We start from the raw sequence: 18,738 nt of genomic DNA, 5'->3' as shown, positions 1-18,738 counted from the left end.
ATGGCTTTTCGGATTCTTCTTCATGGGGGCCGTCGGACGGTTTTTCCCGCATTTTCCGGGCATGCCGAGGAGTTCCGCGGCGGACTTCCGTCGGCGGTGCTGCCGCACGGAAGTCCACCGGGAACACTCGGAACGGGACGGATCGCTCGGCTGTTTGCCGGCGATATGCGTCCTGACCCGGCCCCGGTGGGGCCGTTCACCATCCTTCGGGAAGTCCGGTGGTGAAGTGCATGACGGTTCGGGAGCGGAATTCCTGGCCGGGTCGGAGTTCGGTGGTGGGGAATTCGGGGTGGTTGGGTGAGTCGGGGAAGTGCTGGGTTTCCAGGCACAGTCCGGCGCGGGGGCCGACGGGGTGGCCGGCGCGGCCGGTCAGTGTGCCGTCGAGGAGGTTGCCGGAGTAGAACTGCAGGCCGGGTTCGGTGGTGGACAGGGTGAGGGTGCGGCCAGAGAACGGATCGTGCAGCTGGGCGGCGAGCGGCGGATCCGCCGGGCCGTCCGGGTCCGTCCCGGCGTCGGACTCGGCGTCCGGACCGTTCGGGCCGGTGGGGGCGCCGTCGAGGACCATGTTGTGGTCGTAGCCGCCGGCCAGGCGGAGTTGTTCGTGCGCGTCGCCCAGGCGGGCGCCGACCGGGGTGGGGGTGGTGAAGTCCAGCGGGGTGCCGGCGGTGGGCCGGATCTCTCCGGTGGGCAGGAGGGTGGCGTCGACGGGGGTGAAGTGCGCGGCGCGCAGCAGGAGGAGGTGGTCGTCGATGGTGGCCGCTCCCCCGCCGTCTCCGGTGTCCACCCCGGCGAGGTTGTAGTAGACGTGGTTGGCCAGGTTGATCACGGTGGGCCGGTCCGTGGTGGCCCACAGGTCCATGGTCAGGCGGCCGTCCGGGGTGAGGGTGTACTGGACGGTGGTGTGCAGGTTCCCCGGGAAGCCCTCCTCGCCGTCGGGGCTGGTGCGGGTGAAGGCGACCCGGGCGCCGGTGCCGTCCGCGGTCAGCGAGGTCCGGGCCGGCCACAGCCGGCTGTGGAAGCCGCCGTCGCCGCCGTGCAGGGTGAGCGCGCCCCGGTTGGCCGGCAGCCGGTGCTCGACGCCGTCCAGGGTGAACCGGGCACCACCGATCCGGTTGGCGAACCGGCCCACCACCGCACCGAAGAACCGCCCCCCGCCGAGGTAGTCGGCCGCGCTGTCGCACCCGACCACCACCTCACCCGGCCGGCCCTCCCGGTCCGGCGCCAGAACGGAGTGGATCCGCGCACCCAGATCCAGCAGCCGGACGGTCAGGTCGCCGGCGCGCAGGGTGTGCGCGTGGACGGTGCGCCCGTCCGGCAGGCGGTCGAACGGCTCGGTGGTCACCTCGGCCGCGGCTCCCGCCCCCGCCGGAGCGGGGGCGGGGCCGGTGGCACCCGGTGGGATGGTCGTCATACGGCTCTCCCGAACTCTCACAGCCGGCCGGCACCGGCACCGAAACCGACCAGGGCCGGCACCGCCCAGGCGGGGTGGACGTGGGTGCGCAGGGTGGGCGTCCAGCCGGCGTCGTCGCCGAGGGCGAGGTCCGGGTTCGCGGCGTTGAAGGCGGACCGCAGGGAGACCGGGCGGCCGTCGACGATGTTGCCCGACTCGCTGATCGCGGTGCCCCCCCAGTTGTAGAGGACGTCGGCGGCGCCGCGTTCGCCCTCCAGCACGAAGAAGTTCCGCTCGGCGACGATCTGGGAGCGCACGCCGACCCCGATGCCGTACGCGTAGGCCGCCTCGGCGCCCACCGTGTAGAGGTTGTTGTAGACGTCCACCTGTCCGTAGCGGACCCGCGGGGCGCGCTCCTCCACGTTGGCGTAGGAGTTGTGGTGGAGGGTCACCCGCAGCTTGCCCACGTCGTAGGTGGGACTGTTGGTGCTGCCGATGAGGTGGGTCTTGCCGTGGTCGGCGAACCGGTTCCAGCTCAGGGTCACCAGGTCCGAGCCGTGGGTGATGTCCAGCAGTCCGTCGTGCTGCTGCCAGATGCGCCCGTAGTAGTGGGGCAGCTCGGAGTCGGGGTTGCGACCGTCGGTGAAGGTGGAGTGGTCCACCCACACGTGGGTGGAGCTGTGCACGGTGACGGTGTCGTACTCGGAGTTCCAGTTGCCGGTGGAGCCGTCGGTGGGGTCCCACTGCGGGAAGCAGTCGGCGGCGTCCTCGAAGGTGACGTTGCGGATGATGACGTTGTCCACACCGCGCAGCAGCAGGTTGCCGCCGAGCAGCCGGGCGTCGTCGCCGAGGCCGATGATCGTGGTGTTGGAGCCGACCCGGATCTGCACCCGCTCGGCCTGGCGCCGCTGCGAGGCGAGCCGAGCCTCCTCCAGCGGGCCGGAGGGCTCGCTGTCGCGGCCCCAGACGGCCGGGTCGTAGGCGGCCAGGTACGCCTCCAGCGAGTAGCCGTCGGTGGCGTAGTCCGCGCAGCTCAGCGGGTTGCCGGCGTCGTCGGTGTTGGCGTCGATGGTGCCGCGCAGGTAGATGATCTTCGGGGTGTCGTTGGCGCCGTTGCTGGCGTTGTCGCCGCCGAGCGCCGCGACGAGTTCGGCCCGGTCGTCCACGACGAAGACCTGCTCGGGGGTGGCGGCCGAGCCTCCGGTGGTGCCGCCGTCCGCGGAGGCCCATCCGTCGCCGTCCGCCAGGGGCTGCCGGGCGAGGCGTTCGTACCCGGCGGGCACGGCCTGGTGACGGCCGCCGGCCGCCGCCGCGGGCGCCAGGGCGCCGAGGACGGTCAGGCAGCAGGCGGCGGAGACGAGGGCCCTTGTGGTGGTGCGCACGGAACTCCTCCTAGGGGGCGGCCGTACGGTCCGGGATCACCGACGTTCATGTATGTGATCCTCAATCTCATTGATGTACGCCGGACCATAGGAGTGACCCATCACACTGTCAATACGTTCGACACGCGGGCACGAGAAAGCCGCCGGACCGCGACCCCGCGCACGGGGCGGGGCGGCGGTCCGGCGGCCGTTGTGGGTGGGTGAGGGTCCGTCAGCCGTGGGCCGGGACGGTCACAGCCGTCGGGTGGCGAGTTCCAGCATCTCGCCGGCGTAGACCAGGGCCTCGGTGACCGCCCGCTCGCGTTCCGGGGTCAGCCGGGCGACCGGCACCGAGCAGCTGATGGCGTCCCGGGCCGGCGTGCGGTACCGCACCGCGACACCGAAGCAGCGCAGACCCAGGGTGTTCTCCTCGCGGTCCACCGCGTAGCCGCGGCGCCGGATGTCCGCCAGCTCGGCGATCAGCTGCTCCCGGTCGGTGATGGTGTGCTCGGTCAGCGGCTCCAGCCGTTCCGGCAGCAGCCGGCGCACCTGGTCGTCGGTGCAGGTGGCCAGCAGCGCCTTGCCGAGGGAGGTGCTGTGCGCGGGCAGCCGGCGGCCGACCCGGGTGAACGGCCGCAGGTAGTGCTGGGACTGCCGGGTGGCCAGGTACACCACGTTCGGCCCGTCCAGCCGGGCCAGGTGGATGGTCTCGGTGGTCTCCTCGGCCAGCCGGTCCAGCACCGAGCGGGCCGCGCCCACCACCGCGTCGCCGTCGATGTAGGAGGTGCCCACCAGCAGGGCCCGCACCCCGATCCCGTACCGGGTCCCGGTGATGTCGGTCTCCACCCAGCCCAGCTCCACCAGCGTGCGCAGCAGCATGTACAGGCTGGACTTCGGATACTTCACCTCCGCCTGCACCTCGGCGAGGCTGTGCATGCCGGGCCGACCGGCGAAGTACTCCAGCAACTCGACCGTCCGCACGGCTGACTTCACCTGCGAACCACCGCCGCTCACCGCGGCCACGGGGGGTGACGCTGGCGCCATGTCCCGACCCCTTTCCTGTGCAGTGCACCGGTTCACGCTACGACTTGACGTTCACCATATGGAACGCCGGCGGGGGGCCGAAAGGTGCCGGCGCTCCTCGGAGGGCGGGCGGATCAGCTGGGTGGACCGGCCGGCCGGCGTTCGAGCGACGGCGACCGAAACGCCGAAGGCCCCGCGCGCACTCCCTGAGGGAGCCGCCGGGGCCTTCGGTTCACCGCTGTGTGCGCTCGGCAGGACTCGAACCTGCAACCTCTTGATCCGTAGTCAAGTGCTCTATCCGTTGAGCTACGAGCGCCCGCTGCCGGATACCGTCCGTGACGGCCGGGTGTCTCCGGCGGCGTTGACGGGACAACTCTACACGATCGGCGACGGGCGCCCCCACCAGCACCCGCCGCCCCCGACACCTCGCGCGCACCGCCCGCCCCGGGCGCACCGCGCTAGCCGCCGATCCGCGCGTCCAGCGCCTCCACCTGCGCGTGCACCTCGTCCTTGCTCAGGTACTGGTCGGTGTGCTCGAAGTCCACCAGGCTGCCCTGGCGGGTGGCGAGGAAACCCATCCGGACAAAGTCGTCACCCGCCGTGAGGTTCAGCATCCAGTTCGCCAGCGTCCGGTAGCGCGCCGGCACCGACGGCAGCGCCATGAGGTGGTAACCGCGCGCCACCAGCTGGGCCGGCAGCCCGGTCATCTCCCGCCCCAGCGGGTTGGACACCGCCTCCGCGCCGCCCAGGTCCACCACCAGTCCGAGGTCCTTGTGCCGGTACTCGCGCATGGGATCCCCGTGCAACGAGGCCACCACGTTCTCCGCCACCACCTTGCCCTGCCGCTGGGCGTGCTGGGCGGTCGGCGGACACACCGCGCCGTCACCCTTGACCAGGTCCGGGACGGAGGCCGCGTCGCCCAGGGCGAACACCCCCTGCTGGCCGGGGACCGCCAGATCGGCGCCGACCGCCACCCGGCCGCGCACCGTCTCCACGTCCATCGTCCCCACCAGGGGGCTCGGCGTGACCCCGGCCGTCCAGATCAGGGTGCGACAGGGCAGCGTACGGCCGTCGGTGAGCCGGACGGTGTCGTCCGTCACCTCCGCCACACCCGTCTCCAGCGCCACCTCGATGCCGCGCTCGCGCAGCAGCCGCAACGCGCTGCGGCCGAGGTTCTCCCCCAGCTCCGGCATGATCTTCGGCGCGACGTCCACCAGGGTCCAGTTCACCAGGCTGGGATCCAGCCGCGGGTACTTCTCCAGCGCCGCGGTGGTGAGCCGCTGCAGGCAGGCCGCGGTCTCCGCGCCCGCGTATCCGCCCCCCACCACGACGAACTGGCAGCGCGCGGCCTGCTCCGCGCGGTCCGTGGAGTTGGCCGCGAGCTCCAGCTGGGCGAGGACGTGGTCACGCAGGTAGACCGCCTGCGCCAGCGTCTTCATGCCCCGCCCGTACTGCGTCAGCCCGGGGATGTCGAAGGCACGGGTCACACTGCCCGGCGCGACCACCAGGCGGTCGTAGTGCTCCACCTGCATCTGGCCGGTGATGGTGCGCACCACCACCGCCCGGGCCTTCAGATCGATGCCGACCGCGCCGCCGGGGACGATCCGGGTGCGGACCAGCATCCGGCGCAGCGAGACGGCGATGGACTGGGGGGTGACCACCCCGGCCGCGACATGCGGGAGGAGCGGGAGGTACAGCATGTAACTGAAGGGTGAGACCAGCACCAGTTCGGCTTCGGTCGGCCTCAGCCGGCGCTCCAGCCGACGCAGGCACTGCAGGCCGGCGAATCCGCCACCGACCACGACGATCCTGGGACGCGCCATCGCTCCGCCTTCCCGAGCGGGTCTGCTGACGGTTCGCCACTACCCTCGGTCAGGCCCGACAAACCGGTGGATATCATCCGCTTCTCCCACCACAGCCACATCGCCCTCCTCAAGGGCCTCCGGCCCACGCGGGGAGAACGCTCCGCTCACGCCTCACCCCCACGGGTGACCGCGGAAGCTCCGTGCCCACCCGCCGGCGACCGCTCCCTCCCCCTCCCCCCGACCGGATTCCCACCTCCACGACGCGGTCCCCGCCCCAACCGCGGAGTCCCCACCCCCAACGCAGCCCCCACCCCAACGCGGCCCCCACAGCGGTCCCCACCCCGACGACCCGCCGAGTTATCCACAGGCCGCGAACCCCTCTCCCGCCACGCCCACGCCCCATGAAATCCTGAAATCGGGGGTCCCCCAAGGGCCCTCTTGAGGCGTTTGCCTGGAATGTCGGGTATCGCCTCGTCGGGATTCGGGCCTGTCCAGGATCCGATCTGTCGGGGGTCGGGTCTGTCGAGGGGTCGGGTCTGTCGGGGCTCAGGTCTGTCGGGGGTCGGATCTGTCGAGGTCGGGATCACAGGGTGCCGTGCATCTCCCAGACCAGCAGTTCCACCGGCTCCCGCGCCGTCGTCCGAACCACGGCGCCCGGCGCTCGGCCGGTGAGGCGGAGGGCGTCGCCCGCCGCCAACCGCAGACGGCCGCCCGAAACACCCGAGAGCGCCTCCGAGACATCCGCGGCCCCCGAGCCCTCCGAGGCCACCAGGCCGGCGTCCTGCACCCCAGCCTCCACGCCGGCATCGCCGACTGCCTCACCAGCCACAGCCTCCTCACCCGGCAGCCACACCTCCACCGCCCCGCGCGTCACGAAGACATGCAGGTAGGGGGCGTCCGGCAGCAGCAGGGCGGGCCCGTCCGCCGCGGGGCGCCCGAGGTGTAGCGCGGCGTCCCGCCGCCCGAGGCGAACCGCGCCGCCCCCGGCGTGCTGGGGCATCCCCGAGGCCAGCGGCACCAGTCCGGCCCCGGAGGCGACCACGGCCCCGGCCGGGCCGTCCGGCGGCAGCGGCCCCAGCTCGTACGCGGGCGGCGTGCCGGCCCGCTCCGGCGCCAGCCACATCTGCACGAACCGCAGCGGCTCGGTCGCCGAGGCGTTGCGCTCGCTGTGCCGCACCCCGGCGCCGGCCGAGAGCCGCTGGACCCGCCCCGGCCCGACCAGCCGGCGCTCCCCGGAGTCGTCGCGGTGCTCCAGCACGCCGGCCAGCACCCAGGTGACGATCTCCATGTCACGGTGCCGGTGGGTGTCGAATCCCCCGCCCGGGCGCACCAGGTGTTCGGCGTGTGACAGCAGCGAGCCGTGGTGGGTGTTGTCCGGGTCGTAGTAGCCGGTGAACGAGAAGGAGTGGTGGGAGGTGAGCCGGGCTTCGCCGTCCTCGATGGTGTAGCGGTCGGCGGCGCGGTGCACGGTGGCGCGGCGCGGCCCGGTGGGGTGGGGGGTCATGATCGGGGTGGTTCCTCCGCTGCGCCGTCTCCGGTTCCTTCGCCTCGTCCGTCGGCCGGGCCGGGTCGCCGCGCGGGCTGGGGCGGCCTGGCCGGGGTGACCGCCCGGATGGGGGTGACCGGCCCGTCCGGCACACGGCGGTCCCGTTCGCCTCCCGGCACACCAGGTACACCCAGCACACCAGGCACACCCGTCGCACGCGGCAACCCCGGCGCGCCCGACACCCCGGTCGCTCCCGTCGCGGTGGCGGCGTCGGCGTCGCCGCCGGTCGCCCACCCCGGCAGCCGGACGGTCGCCACCGTACCGCCGCCACCGTCGTCGGCGGGGGCGAGGGCCACCGTTCCCCCGGCGTCCCGCACCACCTGCGCCACGATGGACAGCCCGAGCCCCGAGCCGGGAAGGCCGCGGGCGGACGGCGACCGCCAGAATCGTTCGAAGACGTGCGGGGCGTCCGCCGGGTCGATGCCGATGCCGTGGTCCCGCACGGTCAGCTCGCCGTGGCGCAGCCGTACCTCCACCCGCCCGCCCGGGGGCGAGAACTTCACGGCGTTGTCCAGCAGGTTGAGCACCGCCCGCTCCAGCATGGCCGGGTCGCTGCGCACGTACCAGTGCCCGAGGTCGGTGTCGATCGTGATCCCGCTGCCGCGCAGCCGGGCGCGCCGCACCGCCTGCTCCACGGTGGAGTGCAGCGGCACCACCTTCACCGGCGTGCTGTGCCGCTCCCCCTCGGGTCGGGAGAGCTCCAGCAGGTCCCCCACCAGCGTGGACATCTCCACCAGCTGCTCCTTGACCTGGTCCAGCAGCCGCACCCGCTGCTCGGTGGGGAGGGTCCGTCCGGTGCGCTCGCTGCGCAGCAGCAGGTCCACGTTGGCCCGCAGGCTGGTGAGCGGGGTGCGCAGCTCGTGGCCGGCGTCGGCCACGAGGTCCCGTTCGCGGGCCCGCGAGGCGTCCAGCGCGGTGGTCATGGCGTTGAACGAGCGGCTCAGCCGGGCCACCTCGTCGTCGCCCTCCACGGGGACCCGGGTGCGCAGGTCGCCGGTGCGGGTGAGGTACTCGATGGCCCCGGTGAGGCGGTGCACGGGGGCCAGGGCGCCCCGGGCGACCAGCAGGCCCAGCACGGCGGCGACCCCCGCGCCGGCCCCGGCGGCCAGCGCCAGCAGCCGGACGAGGTTGTCCAGCGCGGCCTCCATGCTGGCGGTGGACTGGGCGATCAGCAGCGCGCCGCCGCCGCCCAGCGGGCGCACCAGGACCCGCATGGTCTCGGTGCCGTCGGCGCTGGTGCCCTGGCGGAACTCACCGGGCTCGGGGGTGTACGGCCCGAGCTCCGCCCGGGGCCCCTCGGCGGCGACCGTGAGGTCGGAGTCGGTGACCCGCACCGGGATCATGTTGGCCCCGACGCAGCTGTCCCCCTCGGCGGTGACGATCTGGACGGTGACCGGCGAGGGCGGGGAGGGCACCTCGACGCCGCCGGAGCAGGCCGTCAGCTGGTTCTGCAGCTGGCGGGGCGAGATGTCGTAGGTGGCGAGCGACTCGTCGAGCCGCTCGTTCAGCTGGTCGCGGACGATGAACCAGGCGGCGACCGCGCACGCCGCGACGGCCAGGGCGACGGCGGCCGCGGTGAGCGCGGCCAGCCGGGCCCGCAGCGGCACCCGGTTCAGCCGGCGGGCCAGCCGCGCCGGCAGCCCGCGCCAGCCGGGCGCCGGTCCCGTGGAGCCGGCGCCGCCGGGGCCCCTCGCGCCCGGGCCGCCGGCCCCCGGGGGGAGCGGTGGGTGCGGCGGCAGCGCCGGAGGTGAGGGGATGGGCAGCGGGGAGGCGCCGGAGGGGAAGGGCAGCGGGCGGCCGGTCGGTGGGGTCATCGCGTGCCGCCGGAGGGTGGGGCGGAGCGCAGCACGTAGCCGACGCCGCGCACGGTGTGCACCAGCCGGGGCCGACCGCCGGCCTCCGTCTTGCGCCGCAGGTACATGACGTAGACGTCCAGTGAGTTGGAGGACGGCTCGAAGTCGAAGCCCCAGACGGCGTGCAGGATCTGCTCGCGGGTGAGCACCTGCCGGGGGTGCGAGAGCAGCAGTTCCAGCAGGGCGTACTCGGTGCGGGTGAGCTGCACGGGCTGGCCGCCGCGGGTGACCTCCCAGGTCGCGGTGTCCATCCGCAGGTCCTCGAACTCCAGCACGGGGTGGCCGTCCAGCCCGGCGCGTTCGGGCGCCGGGGCGGCCAGCGCGCTGCGGCGCAGCAGGGCGCGCACCCGGGCCAGCAGCTCGTCCAGTTCGAACGGCTTGACCAGGTAGTCGTCGGCGCCGGCGTCCAGGCCGGTGACCCGGTCGCCGACCGCGTCGCGGGCGGTGAGCATGAGCACCGGCACGTGGTCGCCGTGGGCCCGCAGCCGGCGGCAGGCGGTCAGGCCGTCCATGCGGGGCATCAGCACGTCGAGGACGACCAGCCCGGGGCGCTCGCTGGCGACCCGCTCCAGCGCGGCGACGCCGTCCGGGGCGGTGACCACCCGGTAGCCCTCGAACTCCAGCCCCGCCTGGAGGGCGTCCCGCACGGCGGGCTCGTCGTCCACCACGAGGATGGTCGCGGGCTGCTGCTCGGTGCTGGGTCCCACGTCGTCGTCTCCTGTTCGGTGCGGGGCGGCCCCGGCCCCGCGTTCCTGGTTCTCCGTCGTCCGGCGCCGCCTGCCCCGGCGCGGTGCGCGGCGCGCCGCATCACGGGCCCGGTGGGCCGGTGCCTTCCAGCCTCGCGCACCGGCCGCCCGTACGGGATCGTCCCACTCCGCCGGGGGGCCCGCGCCCAACGGCTAGGCCTGCTCGCGGAGCTGTTCCACCACCTGCTTGACCGTGTTGATCGGGATGGCGAAGCCGAGGCCCACGCTGCCGCTGTCCGAGCCGGTGGCGTCGGTGGGCGAGTACATCGCCGAGTTCAGCCCGATGATGCGGCCGGCGGAGTCGGCCAGCGGCCCTCCGGAGTTGCCGGGGTTGATGGAGGCGTCGGTCTGGATGGCCTCGTAGGTGGTGGTGCCGGTCTCCTGCTGGCCGTAGCCCTGCAGCCCCTGCGCGCCGGGGAAGCCCTGCTCGGGCACTCCGTAGTACCACTGCCCCTCGCCGGATCCGCTCTGCTGCTGCTCCTCGGTGGTCGGCACGGTCACCTCGCGGCCCAGCGCGCTGACGATCCCGGAGGTGACGGTGCCGGTCAGGCCCTCGGGTGAACCGATGGCGACGACCTCGTCGCCGACCTGCACGGAGTCGGAGTCGCCGAGGGTGGCGGGGGTGAGGCCGCTGGCGTCCTCGGCCTTGATGAGCGCCAGGTCGCTGTCGGCGTCTGAGCCGATCAGGGTCGCGGGGTGGGTGGAGCCGTCGCTGAGGGTCACGGTGATCTCGCCGCCGCCGCTCGCCGCGTCGGAGACCACGTGGGCGTTGGTGACGATCTCGCCGTCCTCAGTGAGGATCACCCCGGAGCCGGTGGAGGTGCCGGCGGTGCTGGTGACGTTGATCTCCACGGTGCTGGGCATGACCGCCGCGGCGACGGCGGCGATGTCCAGCGAACCGCCGTCGGAGGTGGTGGTGGCGGCCACCGGTCCGGAGGCGACGGTGGTGCCGCCGGAGTCGTTCAGCGCGTGGGCGGCGATGCCGCCGGCGGCCCCGCCGGCCAGCAGCGAGGCGGCCACGGCGGCGGCCACCAGGGCACCGGGGCGACGGCGGCCGGCACGCGGGGCGCCGTCGGCGGGCTGCCGCGGGCCGGCGCCGTCGATCGGCGGGTGCGGCGGCATGGGCGGGACGGCGGGGCCCGCCGGCCTGGCCTGGTCGGTGCCGGACGCGCCGTGCCCGGCCCGGGCCGGCTCCGACCAGGCGGACCAGCCGGCCGCCGCCGGGGCGGCGGCCGTGGCGTCCGCGGCGGCCATCACGGCGGCGGGCGGGGCCGGCCGCGCCGCGCTCGGAGCGAGGGGCGAGGCGGTCAGGGCGGCGACGGCCTCCCGGGCGGCCCGGGCGGCGTGGACGGGGTAGGCCGTGGTGGTCGCCGCGGCGGCGGGGCCCGTCGCGACCGGCGTCTCCTCGGCGGGGTGCCCCGGGGCCGCCGCGCCGGTGCGGGCGATGGTGTCGGAGCCGGTGTCGGTGCGGTGCGCGTTCAGGTGTTCCGTCATGGCTATGACGGTGCCGCGCCCGTCTGAGAGCCGGATGAGAGCCGGTTGAGAAGCGGAGAAGAAAGCGCCCCGGCCGCCACACCGCCCACCGCCGTCCGATATGCGGACGCCGCATTCACATGATGGGACACCGGGAGTAGCGTCCCAGCACGTCGCGCGGCGCTGGGAGCCGTGCGACGGCGCCAGGGCGCGGCAGGCCCCGCCGTGGCGCGAGGCGACACGTGAGGACGCGAGACGGCAGCATGGCAAGCGACGACAGCACCACGGCGACGACCGGATCCCCCGCCGGCCCGCCGGCCACGGCCGGGGCGGCCGACACGGCGGGCGGGGCGGCCGGCGACCAATCCCCCGCCGCCCCCTCCGCGGGGCGGATCGCGGTGGCGTCCCTGGTCGGCACCGCGATCGAGTTCTACGACTTCTACGTCTTCGCCACGGCCGCCGCGCTCGTCATCGGCCCGGTCTTCTTCCCGTCGCACGACTCCACCGCGCAGACCCTCAGCGCCTTCGCCAGCTTCGGCATCGCCTTCCTCGCCCGCCCGATCGGCGCGGCCGTCTTCGGGCACTTCGGCGACCGCGTCGGCCGGAAGGTGACCCTGGTCGCCTCCCTGCTCGTCATGGGGATCTCCACGCTGCTGATCGGCCTGCTGCCCAGCTACGCCAGCATCGGCGTGGCCGCCCCGGTGCTGCTGTGCCTGCTGCGCATGGGGCAGGGCCTCGGCCTCGGCGGCGAGTGGGGCGGCGCGGCGCTGGTGGCCACGGAGAACGCGCCGCCCGGCCGGCGCGCCTGGTACGGGATGTTCCCCCAGCTCGGCGCCCCGATCGGGTTCGTCGCGGCCAACGGCCTGTTCCTGCTGCTGGCGGTCCTCCTCAGCGACGAGCAGTTCCGCGCCTGGGGCTGGCGGGTGCCGTTCCTGCTCAGCGCTGTCCTGGTGGCCGTGGGCCTGTACGTGCGGGTGAGCCTCGCCGAGACTCCGGTGTTCGCCCGGGCGGCCGAGCGCGAGGAGCGGTCCCGGGTCCCGGTGGCCGAGGTGTTCGCCCGGCACTCCGGCCGGCTGCTGCTCGGCTCGCTGTCGATGGTGGTCTGCTACGCGATCTTCTACCTGACCACCGTGTTCACCCTGAACTACGGGACGGCCGAGCTGGGCTGGTCCACGGAGGGCTTCCTCGGGCTGCTCTGCGTCGCGGTGCTGTTCATGGCCGTCGGGTCGCCGGTCGCCGCCCGGCTCAGCGACCGCCACGGGCGGCGGCCGGTGCTGGTCGGCGGCTCCGTGGCGATCGCCCTGCTGGGCTTCCTCTTCGAGCCGCTGGTGGACTCCGGGAGCACCGCGCTGCTGCTGACCTTCCTGTGCGTCGGCCTGTTCCTGATGGGCGTCACCTTCGCCCCGATGGGCGCCTTCCTGCCCGAGCTGTTCCCCACCCGGGTGCGCTACACGGGCTCCTCGGCGGCCTACAACCTCGGCGGCATCCTGGGCGGCTCGCTGGCCCCGTACATCGCCGCGGTGCTGGTGGAACGCGGCGGGCTGAGCTGGGTCGGCTGGTACCTGACGGCCGCCGCGGTGCTCAGCGCCCTGGCGGTGCTGTTGCTCCGGGAGACCCGGGCGGACGACCTGGCCTCCTGAGCCGCGCGCGCCCCACCACCCGCCGCCACCCCGGCGGACCCACGCCGACGCCCCCGACCGCCTGACGCGGCCGGGGGCGTCGGCGTCGCCAATCGTCCGGATGTACCAGTTTGGGACGCGTAGGGGGTGACTTTCCGGAAAGATCACCCGTATGGATGAACGGGAGCGGCGCAACGAACGCGGGGAGACACCACTTCAACAAGCCGACCGCAACCTGATGGAGCTGCTGCAGGAGCTCCGCGTGGTGCAGACCGGCGTGCAGATCCTGTTCGCGTTCCTGCTGAGCCTGGCCTTCACGCCACGCTTCCCGGAGCTCGACGACACCCAGCGGAACATCTACCTGATCGTGCTCGGCTGCACGGTCGTCTCCACCGCGGCGCTGATCGGGCCGGTGGCGCTCCACCGCGCGCTCTTCCGGCGCGGGGCGAAACGCCGGATCGTCAACGCCTCGCACCGCCTGGCCAGCGTGGGCCTGGCCTTCCTGGCGCTGTCGCTGACCGGCGCGGTGGAACTGATCTTCGACGTGGTGCTGGGGCGGGGGGCAGGCGTGGCGGCGGCCGTCTGCGGCCTGCTGCTGTTCGCCACGCTGTGGCTGCTCGCCCCCTGGGGGATGGGGCGACGCATCGACCGCGACGAGTGACGCCCTCCGCGCGGGAGGTCGCCGGGGGGCCGGATCAGCCCCGCTCCTCGCCCCCGCCCAGCACGGCGAAGGGGTCCTCCGCCGCGGCGCGCCGGATCCGCTCCCCGTCGGCCAGCTCCTCGTCGGTGACCAGGGCGGCGTCCAGCACCCGGTGAAGGCTCGGCACGTCCAGCCCGATCCCGGTGAACCGCAGTTCGCTGCGGCGCTCGCCGTAGTACGGGTCCCAGTGGAAGGAGGCCAGGGTGCGGCGCTCGGGCGAGACCTCCTGCCACGCCTCGGCGTCCGGGCCGGTGTCGGCCTCCGGCAGCCACGGCCCGCCCGGCACGATGGCCAGGTGCTCACCGGCCGACTCCCACACCAGCACCTCGTCGGGCCGGCCGGCGAGCCACAGGTGCCCGCGGCCGCGCAGCACCCCGGCCATCACCTCCTCCAGGGCGTCGTACAGGCGCCGGGGGTGGAACGGCCGGCGGGCCCGCCACAGAGTGGTGACCACGCCGTCCTCCTCGCCGGGCACCGGGTGCGGGACGCCGACCGCCTCGTCCCGCAGCCCCAGTAGTTCGATGTCGAAGGACCAGGCGCCGAGAAAGGCGTCCACCGAGGGCGGCTGCAGCCCGTGGACCGGGTCGGGCACCATCCGCAGGTGCCGGGCGCGGGGGTTGACGTGGTGCAGCAGGGCCTGCGCCCGGGCGCTGTCGATCACGTCGGGCTCGGTGTCGGCGCAGACCAGCACGTCGGCCGCCTCGACGTGGTCGGCGGCGAGCACGGCCACGGCGCGGTGGTCCTCCGGGGCCAGCGCCATGCCCCGGTCGGCCAGCCGCTCCCCGCCGGCCAGGTCGTCCACGACCCTGGCCAGGTCGACGACGCAGGCCACGGTGTCGATCGCGACGCTGCGGGCGATCGGCACGCCGTCCACGTCGCTGGCGAAGAAGGCGTGCAGGAAGGCGTCGGCCTCCATCTGCGGCGGGAGCACCAGCAGCACCTGCCGGACGCCGCCGTCGCCCGCCAGGTCCAGCAGCCGGGGCAGCACGGCCTCGCCGACCGCGCAGGAGACGCACAGGTGCTCCAGCTCGACGCCGCCGTCGTCGGTGCGGCCGTCGGGGTGGGTGACGCTCCAGCGGACCAGGCCGCACGCGCCCGGGGCCGCACCGTCGGCCGGGCCGAAGGCCACCTCGACCACGGCGAGCCCGGGCACCCGTCGGCGGGCGGCCCGCGCGGTACGGGCCTTGGCGTCGACGGCCAGGCCGGTCAGCAGGCTGACGGGGAGCCGGGCGGGGCGGGCGCTGGGCATGGCGGGATCCTCACCGGTGGTCGGTCGTCTCGGTCGGGCCGGCCACGGAGGGGCGACCCGTGCCGGACGCTACCACCAATCGAAAACGAAAACCATTCCCATATGAATTCCGTGGCGGCTCACCCGCGCGCCCGCCCGCCGCCCCGCCCCGGGGCCTCGGGCCAGCCGCCCGCCTCAGGCCAGCGGCCCGACCACCGCCCGCACGACCTCCACCAGCCGCCCGGAGGCGACCAGCGACTCGGCGGCGGCCAGGTCCGGGGCCAGATAGCGGTCCGGGCCGGGGCCGTGCACGCCCGCGCCGCGCAGGGCGGCCAGCGCCGCCGCCGTCCCCGGGGCCAGGTTGTCCGCCAGGGCGCCGTCGCGGCCGGCGGTGGCCAGGGCGGCCAGGCGCAGCTCCGTGCCGCGCGCCGCCGCGACCAGCTCGACCGCGAGGATCCGCCCCAGGTGGTCCAGCGCGGTGCGCAGCTTGCGGGCCGCGGACCAGCCCATGGAGACGTGGTCCTCCTGCATCGCGGAGGAGGGGATGGAGTCCACCGAGGCCGGCGCGGCCAGCCGCTTCAGCTCCGAGACCAGGGCGGCCTGGGTGTACTGGGCGATCATCAGCCCGGAGTCCACGCCCGGGTCCTCGGCCAGGAACGGCGGAAGGCCGTGCGAGCGGTGCGCGTCCAGCAGGCGGTCGGTGCGGCGCTCGGCGATGGAGCCCAGGTCCGCCACCGCGATGGCGAGGAAGTCCAGCGCGTAGCCGACCGGGGCGCCGTGGAAGTTGCCGTTGGACTCCACCCGGCCGTCGGGGAGCACCACCGGGTTGTCCACGGCCGAGGCCAGCTCCCGGTCGGCCACCGCGCGGGCGTGCGCCAGGGTGTCCCGCACCGCGCCGGCCACCTGCGGGGCGCAGCGCAGCGAGTAGGCGTCCTGCACCCGCGGCTCGCCCGGGTAGCCGGCGAAACCGCTCTGGTGGTGCCCGGTGAGGGTGGAGCCGGCGAGCAGCGCGCGCATGTTGGCGGCGCTCTCGGCCTGTCCGGGGTGCGGGCGCAGCGCCTGCAGGGCGGGGTGCAGCACGCGGTCGGTGCCGAGCAGCGCCTGCAGGCTCATCGCGGCGGCGATGTCGGCGGTGGTGAGCAGTCGGGCGAGGTCGGCGCAGGCCAGCACCAGCATGCCGAGCATGCCGTCGGTGCCGTTGATCAGGGCCAGGCCCTCCTTCTCGCGCAGCTCGACGGGCGCGATGCCGGCCTCGGCGAGCAGCTCGGAGGCCGGGCGGACGGTGCCGTCCGGGCCGGTCGCCTCGCCCTCGCCGGTCAGCGCCAGGGCGCAGTGGGCGAGCGGGGCCAGATCTCCGGAGCAGCCGAGGGAGCCGTACTCGCGCACCACGGGGGTGATGCCGGCGTTCAGCATGGCGGCCATGGTCTCGGCGAGGACCGGGCGGACGCCGGTCCGGCCGCTGGCGAGGGTGCGCAGCCGCAGGAAGAGCAGCGCGCGGACCACCTCCGTCTCCACCGCGGGGCCCATGCCGGCGGCGTGCGAGCGGATCAGCGAGCGCTGCAGCTGCACCCGCAGTTCGGGACTGATGTGGCGCACGGCGAGGGCGCCGAAACCGGTGGAGACGCCGTAGACGGGGCGGGGTTCGGCGGCCAGCGCCTCGATCCGGACGCGGGTGGCGGACATCCGGGCCAGGGCGTCGCCGGACAGCTCCACGGGGGCGCCGCCGCGGGCCACCGCGAGGACGTCGCCGGCGGTGACGCCGCCTGGCCCGAGGACGACGGGGCGGCGCGGGTCCGCGCCGTCCCTGGCTGCTCCGCGGGCGTCGTCCGCGGCGCTGCCCGCCGCGCGGTGCGTGGTCATGGCCGGATCGAACCAGGTGGAGGGCGCGGTCACAAGGAGGTGCGGCCGTCCGTTGCCGCGAACGGGCGGCGCGGGGCGGTCGGGCGGCGGTGCCGGGCCGCCCTCCGCCGGGTGGGCGGCGCCTTCAGGCGCGTTCGGCACCGGCCGTGAGCCCTTCGGCCAGCAGCCGTTCGGCGAGGTAGAACAGGACGACCACCGGCACGGTGAGCACCACCGACCCGGCCATCAGGACGGTCTTGGGCACCTCGATGCCCCCGGCCAGCTGGGCGAGCCCGAGCGAGACGGTCCACAGCTCGCGGTCGGCGGCCAGGAAGAGCAGGGCGAACAGGAACTCGTTCCAGGCGATCATGAAGACGTACAGCCCGGTGGCGGCCAGGGAGGGCAGGGCCAGCGGCAGGGTGACCCGCCACAGGGTGCCCAGCCGCGAGCAGCCGTCGACCCGCGCCGCCTCCTCCACGCTCACCGGGACGCTGGTGAAGTAGTTGCGCAGCATGTACACGGAGACCGGGACGGTCTGGGCGATGTAGACCAGCACCAGTCCGGGCAGCGAGCCGCCCAGGCCCAGCCGGGCGAAGATCACGAAGAGCGGCACGGCCAGCAGCACGGAGGGGAACAGGTACACGGCCAGGAACAGGCCCTGGGCCTGGCGCCGCCCCGGGAAGGCGAACCGGGCCACCGCGTAGGCGCCCGGCACCGCCACCAGCAGGGTGAGGGCGACGGTGGACAGCGACACGCCGGCGGAGTTGGCGAGCAGCGTGCCGAAGCCCTGGCCGCCGGCGTCCACCGGGCGCAGCACCTCCCGGTAGGTGTCGGCGGTGACCGCGTCCGGGGCGGGCCACGGCCGGCCGGGGTCGAGCAGCAGGTCCTCGATCGGCCGCACGGACAGCAGCAGCATGAACAGGAAGGGCCCCAGCGTGATCGCGGCGAGGCCGGCCAGCACCACGGGGCGGCCGAGCGCGATCAGCCGGCGTTCGACGCGGTCCCGGCTCGGCCGCCGGCGGTGGGCCGGGCCGCTCGGCGGGGCGGTGGGGCGGCGGGGGCCGGGGGGCGTCGTGGGCGCCGGCGCGGGTGGGCGGGCCATGGTCAGTCCTCCGCCTCCAGTCGGGGTGCGAGCAGCCGCAGGTAGACGCCGAGCACCAGCGCCATCACGGCGGCGAGCAACAGCGACTGGGCCGCCGCGGCGCCGAGGTCGTAGCGGGCGGTGAGGGCGTCGTAGACGCGGATCGCCACCACCTCGGTGCCGGCGCCGCCGCCGGTGAGCAGGTACACGTCGTCGAACTTGGTGAAGGTCACGATCAGCCGCAGCAGGCACAGCAGCGCGATGACCGGCGCGAGCTGCGGCAGCAGGATGTGGCGCAGGCGTTGCAGCGGGGTGGCGCCGTCGACGGTGGCCGCCTCCTCCAGGTCCCGCGGCACCGCCTGCAGGCGGGCCAGCAGGAACAGGTAGGCGAACGGGAAGTACCGCCAGGTCTCGAAGGCGATCACGGTCAGCAGCGCGGTGGGCACCGTCACGGTGGCCCCGAACAGGCCGACCTCGTCGCCGCGGCTGCCGAGGAAGGCCACCGGGCCGTCCCAGCCCAGCAGCCGGGTGCCGAGGACGTTGACGATGCCGTACTGCGGGTCGAGCGCCACCTGCCAGACGAAGGTGGCGGCGACGACCGGGGCGACGTACGGCAGCAGCATCGCCGACCGCAGCAGCCCGCGCCCGCGGAAGGGCCGGCGCAGGGCGAGCGCGGCGACCAGGCCGAGGGCGACGGACGCCGCGGTGCCGGCCACCGAGTACACCAGGGTGGTGGTCAGCGCCTGCCAGAAGCCGGGCGAGGCGAGGACGGCGGTGAGGTTGTCCACGGTCCAGCGCCCGAGCAGCCCGGCGGTGCGCAGGTCCACCAGGCGGGTGCGCTGGAAGGCGAGGAGCACCGTCCAGGCGATGGGGACCACCACCACGGCCAGCACCACCACCAGGGTGGGGGTGACGAAGGCCAGCCCGGCGCGGCCCTCCCGCCGGGCGAGGGTGAGGGGCCGCCGCACCGGGCGGCGGGCGTCGGTCCGCTCGCTCATCCGTCCTCCTCGCTCCGCCGCCCGGTCGCCGGCCGCCCGGTCCACGGCCGGCCCGCCGGCCCCGGCCCCGCTCTCC

Annotated in this window: 14 protein-coding genes and 1 tRNA gene; 2 read left to right on the top strand and 13 right to left on the bottom strand. The window is 74.8% G+C overall.

Going from position 1 to position 18,738, the window contains the following annotated elements; genetic code table 11:
• Window positions 1–196: 196 nt before the first annotated feature.
• The 9 genes from FHU37_RS00730 to FHU37_RS00690 all read right to left on the bottom strand — a co-directional run bounded on the left by FHU37_RS00730 (window position 197) and on the right by FHU37_RS00690 (window position 11,218).
• Window positions 197–1,411, bottom strand: a complete 1,215-nt coding sequence (locus FHU37_RS00730) for an aldose epimerase family protein (protein ID WP_179812294.1) — start codon at window positions 1,409–1,411, stop codon at window positions 197–199.
• Window positions 1,412–1,428: 17 nt separating this feature from the next.
• On the bottom strand, window positions 1,429–2,772 hold the full coding sequence (locus FHU37_RS00725; protein WP_179812293.1) for a pectate lyase family protein: 1,344 nt from the start codon (window positions 2,770–2,772) through the stop codon (window positions 1,429–1,431).
• A gap of 231 nt (window positions 2,773–3,003) precedes the next feature.
• Complete coding sequence (locus tag FHU37_RS00720; protein WP_179812292.1) at window positions 3,004–3,795, bottom strand: IclR family transcriptional regulator; 792 nt, start codon at window positions 3,793–3,795, stop codon at window positions 3,004–3,006.
• 222 nt (window positions 3,796–4,017) lie between these two features.
• Window positions 4,018–4,090: transfer RNA gene (locus tag FHU37_RS00715), tRNA-Arg, on the bottom strand.
• 142 nt (window positions 4,091–4,232) lie between these two features.
• Complete coding sequence (locus FHU37_RS00710) at window positions 4,233–5,597, bottom strand: NAD(P)/FAD-dependent oxidoreductase (RefSeq protein WP_179812291.1); 1,365 nt, start codon at window positions 5,595–5,597, stop codon at window positions 4,233–4,235.
• 565 nt (window positions 5,598–6,162) lie between these two features.
• Window positions 6,163–7,083: a pirin family protein gene (locus tag FHU37_RS00705; RefSeq protein WP_179812290.1), complete on the bottom strand. Its 921-nt coding sequence runs from the start codon at window positions 7,081–7,083 to the stop codon at window positions 6,163–6,165.
• Window positions 7,080–8,939, bottom strand: a complete 1,860-nt coding sequence (locus FHU37_RS00700) for a sensor histidine kinase (protein ID WP_179812289.1) — start codon at window positions 8,937–8,939, stop codon at window positions 7,080–7,082. The genes FHU37_RS00705 and FHU37_RS00700 overlap by 4 nt, the downstream gene beginning before the upstream one ends.
• The gene (locus FHU37_RS00695; protein ID WP_312892357.1) at window positions 8,936–9,685 is read right to left on the bottom strand and encodes a response regulator transcription factor; all 750 of its coding nucleotides are present in this window, start codon (window positions 9,683–9,685) and stop codon (window positions 8,936–8,938) included. Before FHU37_RS00695 ends, FHU37_RS00700 begins: the two co-directional genes overlap by 4 nt.
• 192 nt (window positions 9,686–9,877) lie before the next feature.
• The gene (locus FHU37_RS00690) at window positions 9,878–11,218 is read right to left on the bottom strand and encodes a S1C family serine protease (RefSeq protein WP_281394516.1); all 1,341 of its coding nucleotides are present in this window, start codon (window positions 11,216–11,218) and stop codon (window positions 9,878–9,880) included.
• 242 nt (window positions 11,219–11,460) lie between these two features.
• On the opposite strand from FHU37_RS00690, the gene FHU37_RS00685 reads away from it, so the two are divergent.
• A complete protein-coding gene (locus FHU37_RS00685; RefSeq protein ID WP_179812288.1) occupies window positions 11,461–12,837 on the top strand; it encodes an MFS transporter in 1,377 nt (458 codons plus the stop codon).
• A gap of 151 nt (window positions 12,838–12,988) precedes the next feature.
• Window positions 12,989–13,477, top strand: coding sequence for a DUF6328 family protein (locus FHU37_RS00680; protein ID WP_179812287.1), 489 nt, complete (start codon window positions 12,989–12,991; stop codon window positions 13,475–13,477).
• A 34-nt stretch (window positions 13,478–13,511) separates the two neighbouring features.
• Here FHU37_RS00680 and FHU37_RS00675 read toward each other — a convergent pair whose 3' ends face one another.
• The 4 genes from FHU37_RS00675 to FHU37_RS00660 all read right to left on the bottom strand — a co-directional run bounded on the left by FHU37_RS00675 (window position 13,512) and on the right by FHU37_RS00660 (window position 18,662).
• A complete protein-coding gene (locus FHU37_RS00675) occupies window positions 13,512–14,765 on the bottom strand; it encodes a CobW family GTP-binding protein (RefSeq protein WP_179812286.1) in 1,254 nt (417 codons plus the stop codon).
• Between the two features lie 174 nt (window positions 14,766–14,939).
• On the bottom strand, window positions 14,940–16,604 hold the full coding sequence (gene hutH / locus FHU37_RS00670; RefSeq protein WP_179812285.1) for a histidine ammonia-lyase: 1,665 nt from the start codon (window positions 16,602–16,604) through the stop codon (window positions 14,940–14,942).
• Window positions 16,605–16,728: 124 nt separating this feature from the next.
• Window positions 16,729–17,685: a carbohydrate ABC transporter permease gene (locus FHU37_RS00665; protein ID WP_179812284.1), complete on the bottom strand. Its 957-nt coding sequence runs from the start codon at window positions 17,683–17,685 to the stop codon at window positions 16,729–16,731.
• A 2-nt stretch (window positions 17,686–17,687) separates the two neighbouring features.
• Window positions 17,688–18,662, bottom strand: coding sequence for a carbohydrate ABC transporter permease (locus FHU37_RS00660; protein WP_179812283.1), 975 nt, complete (start codon window positions 18,660–18,662; stop codon window positions 17,688–17,690).
• Between the last annotated feature and the right edge of the window lie 76 nt (window positions 18,663–18,738).

The organism is Allostreptomyces psammosilenae, assembly GCF_013407765.1.
Classification (GTDB): domain Bacteria; phylum Actinomycetota; class Actinomycetes; order Streptomycetales; family Streptomycetaceae; genus Allostreptomyces; species Allostreptomyces psammosilenae.
Note: the sequence above shows the minus strand (reverse complement) of the source record. Positions and strands in the feature narration are given on the sequence as shown.

Excerpts from the sequence above, each read along its gene's own strand:
- FHU37_RS00685 (WP_179812288.1), top strand. The coding sequence starts at position 11,461 with ATGGCAAGCGACGACAGCACCACGGCGACGACCGGATCCCCCGCCGGC.
- FHU37_RS00705 (WP_179812290.1), bottom strand. The coding sequence starts at position 7,083 with ATGACCCCCCACCCCACCGGGCCGCGCCGCGCCACCGTGCACCGCGCC.
- FHU37_RS00690 (WP_281394516.1), bottom strand. The coding sequence starts at position 11,218 with ATGACGGAACACCTGAACGCGCACCGCACCGACACCGGCTCCGACACC.
- FHU37_RS00660 (WP_179812283.1), bottom strand. The coding sequence starts at position 18,662 with ATGAGCGAGCGGACCGACGCCCGCCGCCCGGTGCGGCGGCCCCTCACC.
- hutH (WP_179812285.1), bottom strand. The coding sequence starts at position 16,604 with ATGACCACGCACCGCGCGGCGGGCAGCGCCGCGGACGACGCCCGCGGA.
- FHU37_RS00680 (WP_179812287.1), top strand. The coding sequence starts at position 12,989 with ATGGATGAACGGGAGCGGCGCAACGAACGCGGGGAGACACCACTTCAA.
- FHU37_RS00700 (WP_179812289.1), bottom strand. The coding sequence starts at position 8,939 with ATGACCCCACCGACCGGCCGCCCGCTGCCCTTCCCCTCCGGCGCCTCC.
- FHU37_RS00665 (WP_179812284.1), bottom strand. The coding sequence starts at position 17,685 with ATGGCCCGCCCACCCGCGCCGGCGCCCACGACGCCCCCCGGCCCCCGC.
- FHU37_RS00730 (WP_179812294.1), bottom strand. The coding sequence starts at position 1,411 with ATGACGACCATCCCACCGGGTGCCACCGGCCCCGCCCCCGCTCCGGCG.
- FHU37_RS00710 (WP_179812291.1), bottom strand. The coding sequence starts at position 5,597 with ATGGCGCGTCCCAGGATCGTCGTGGTCGGTGGCGGATTCGCCGGCCTG.
- FHU37_RS00720 (WP_179812292.1), bottom strand. The coding sequence starts at position 3,795 with ATGGCGCCAGCGTCACCCCCCGTGGCCGCGGTGAGCGGCGGTGGTTCG.
- FHU37_RS00675 (WP_179812286.1), bottom strand. The coding sequence starts at position 14,765 with ATGCCCAGCGCCCGCCCCGCCCGGCTCCCCGTCAGCCTGCTGACCGGC.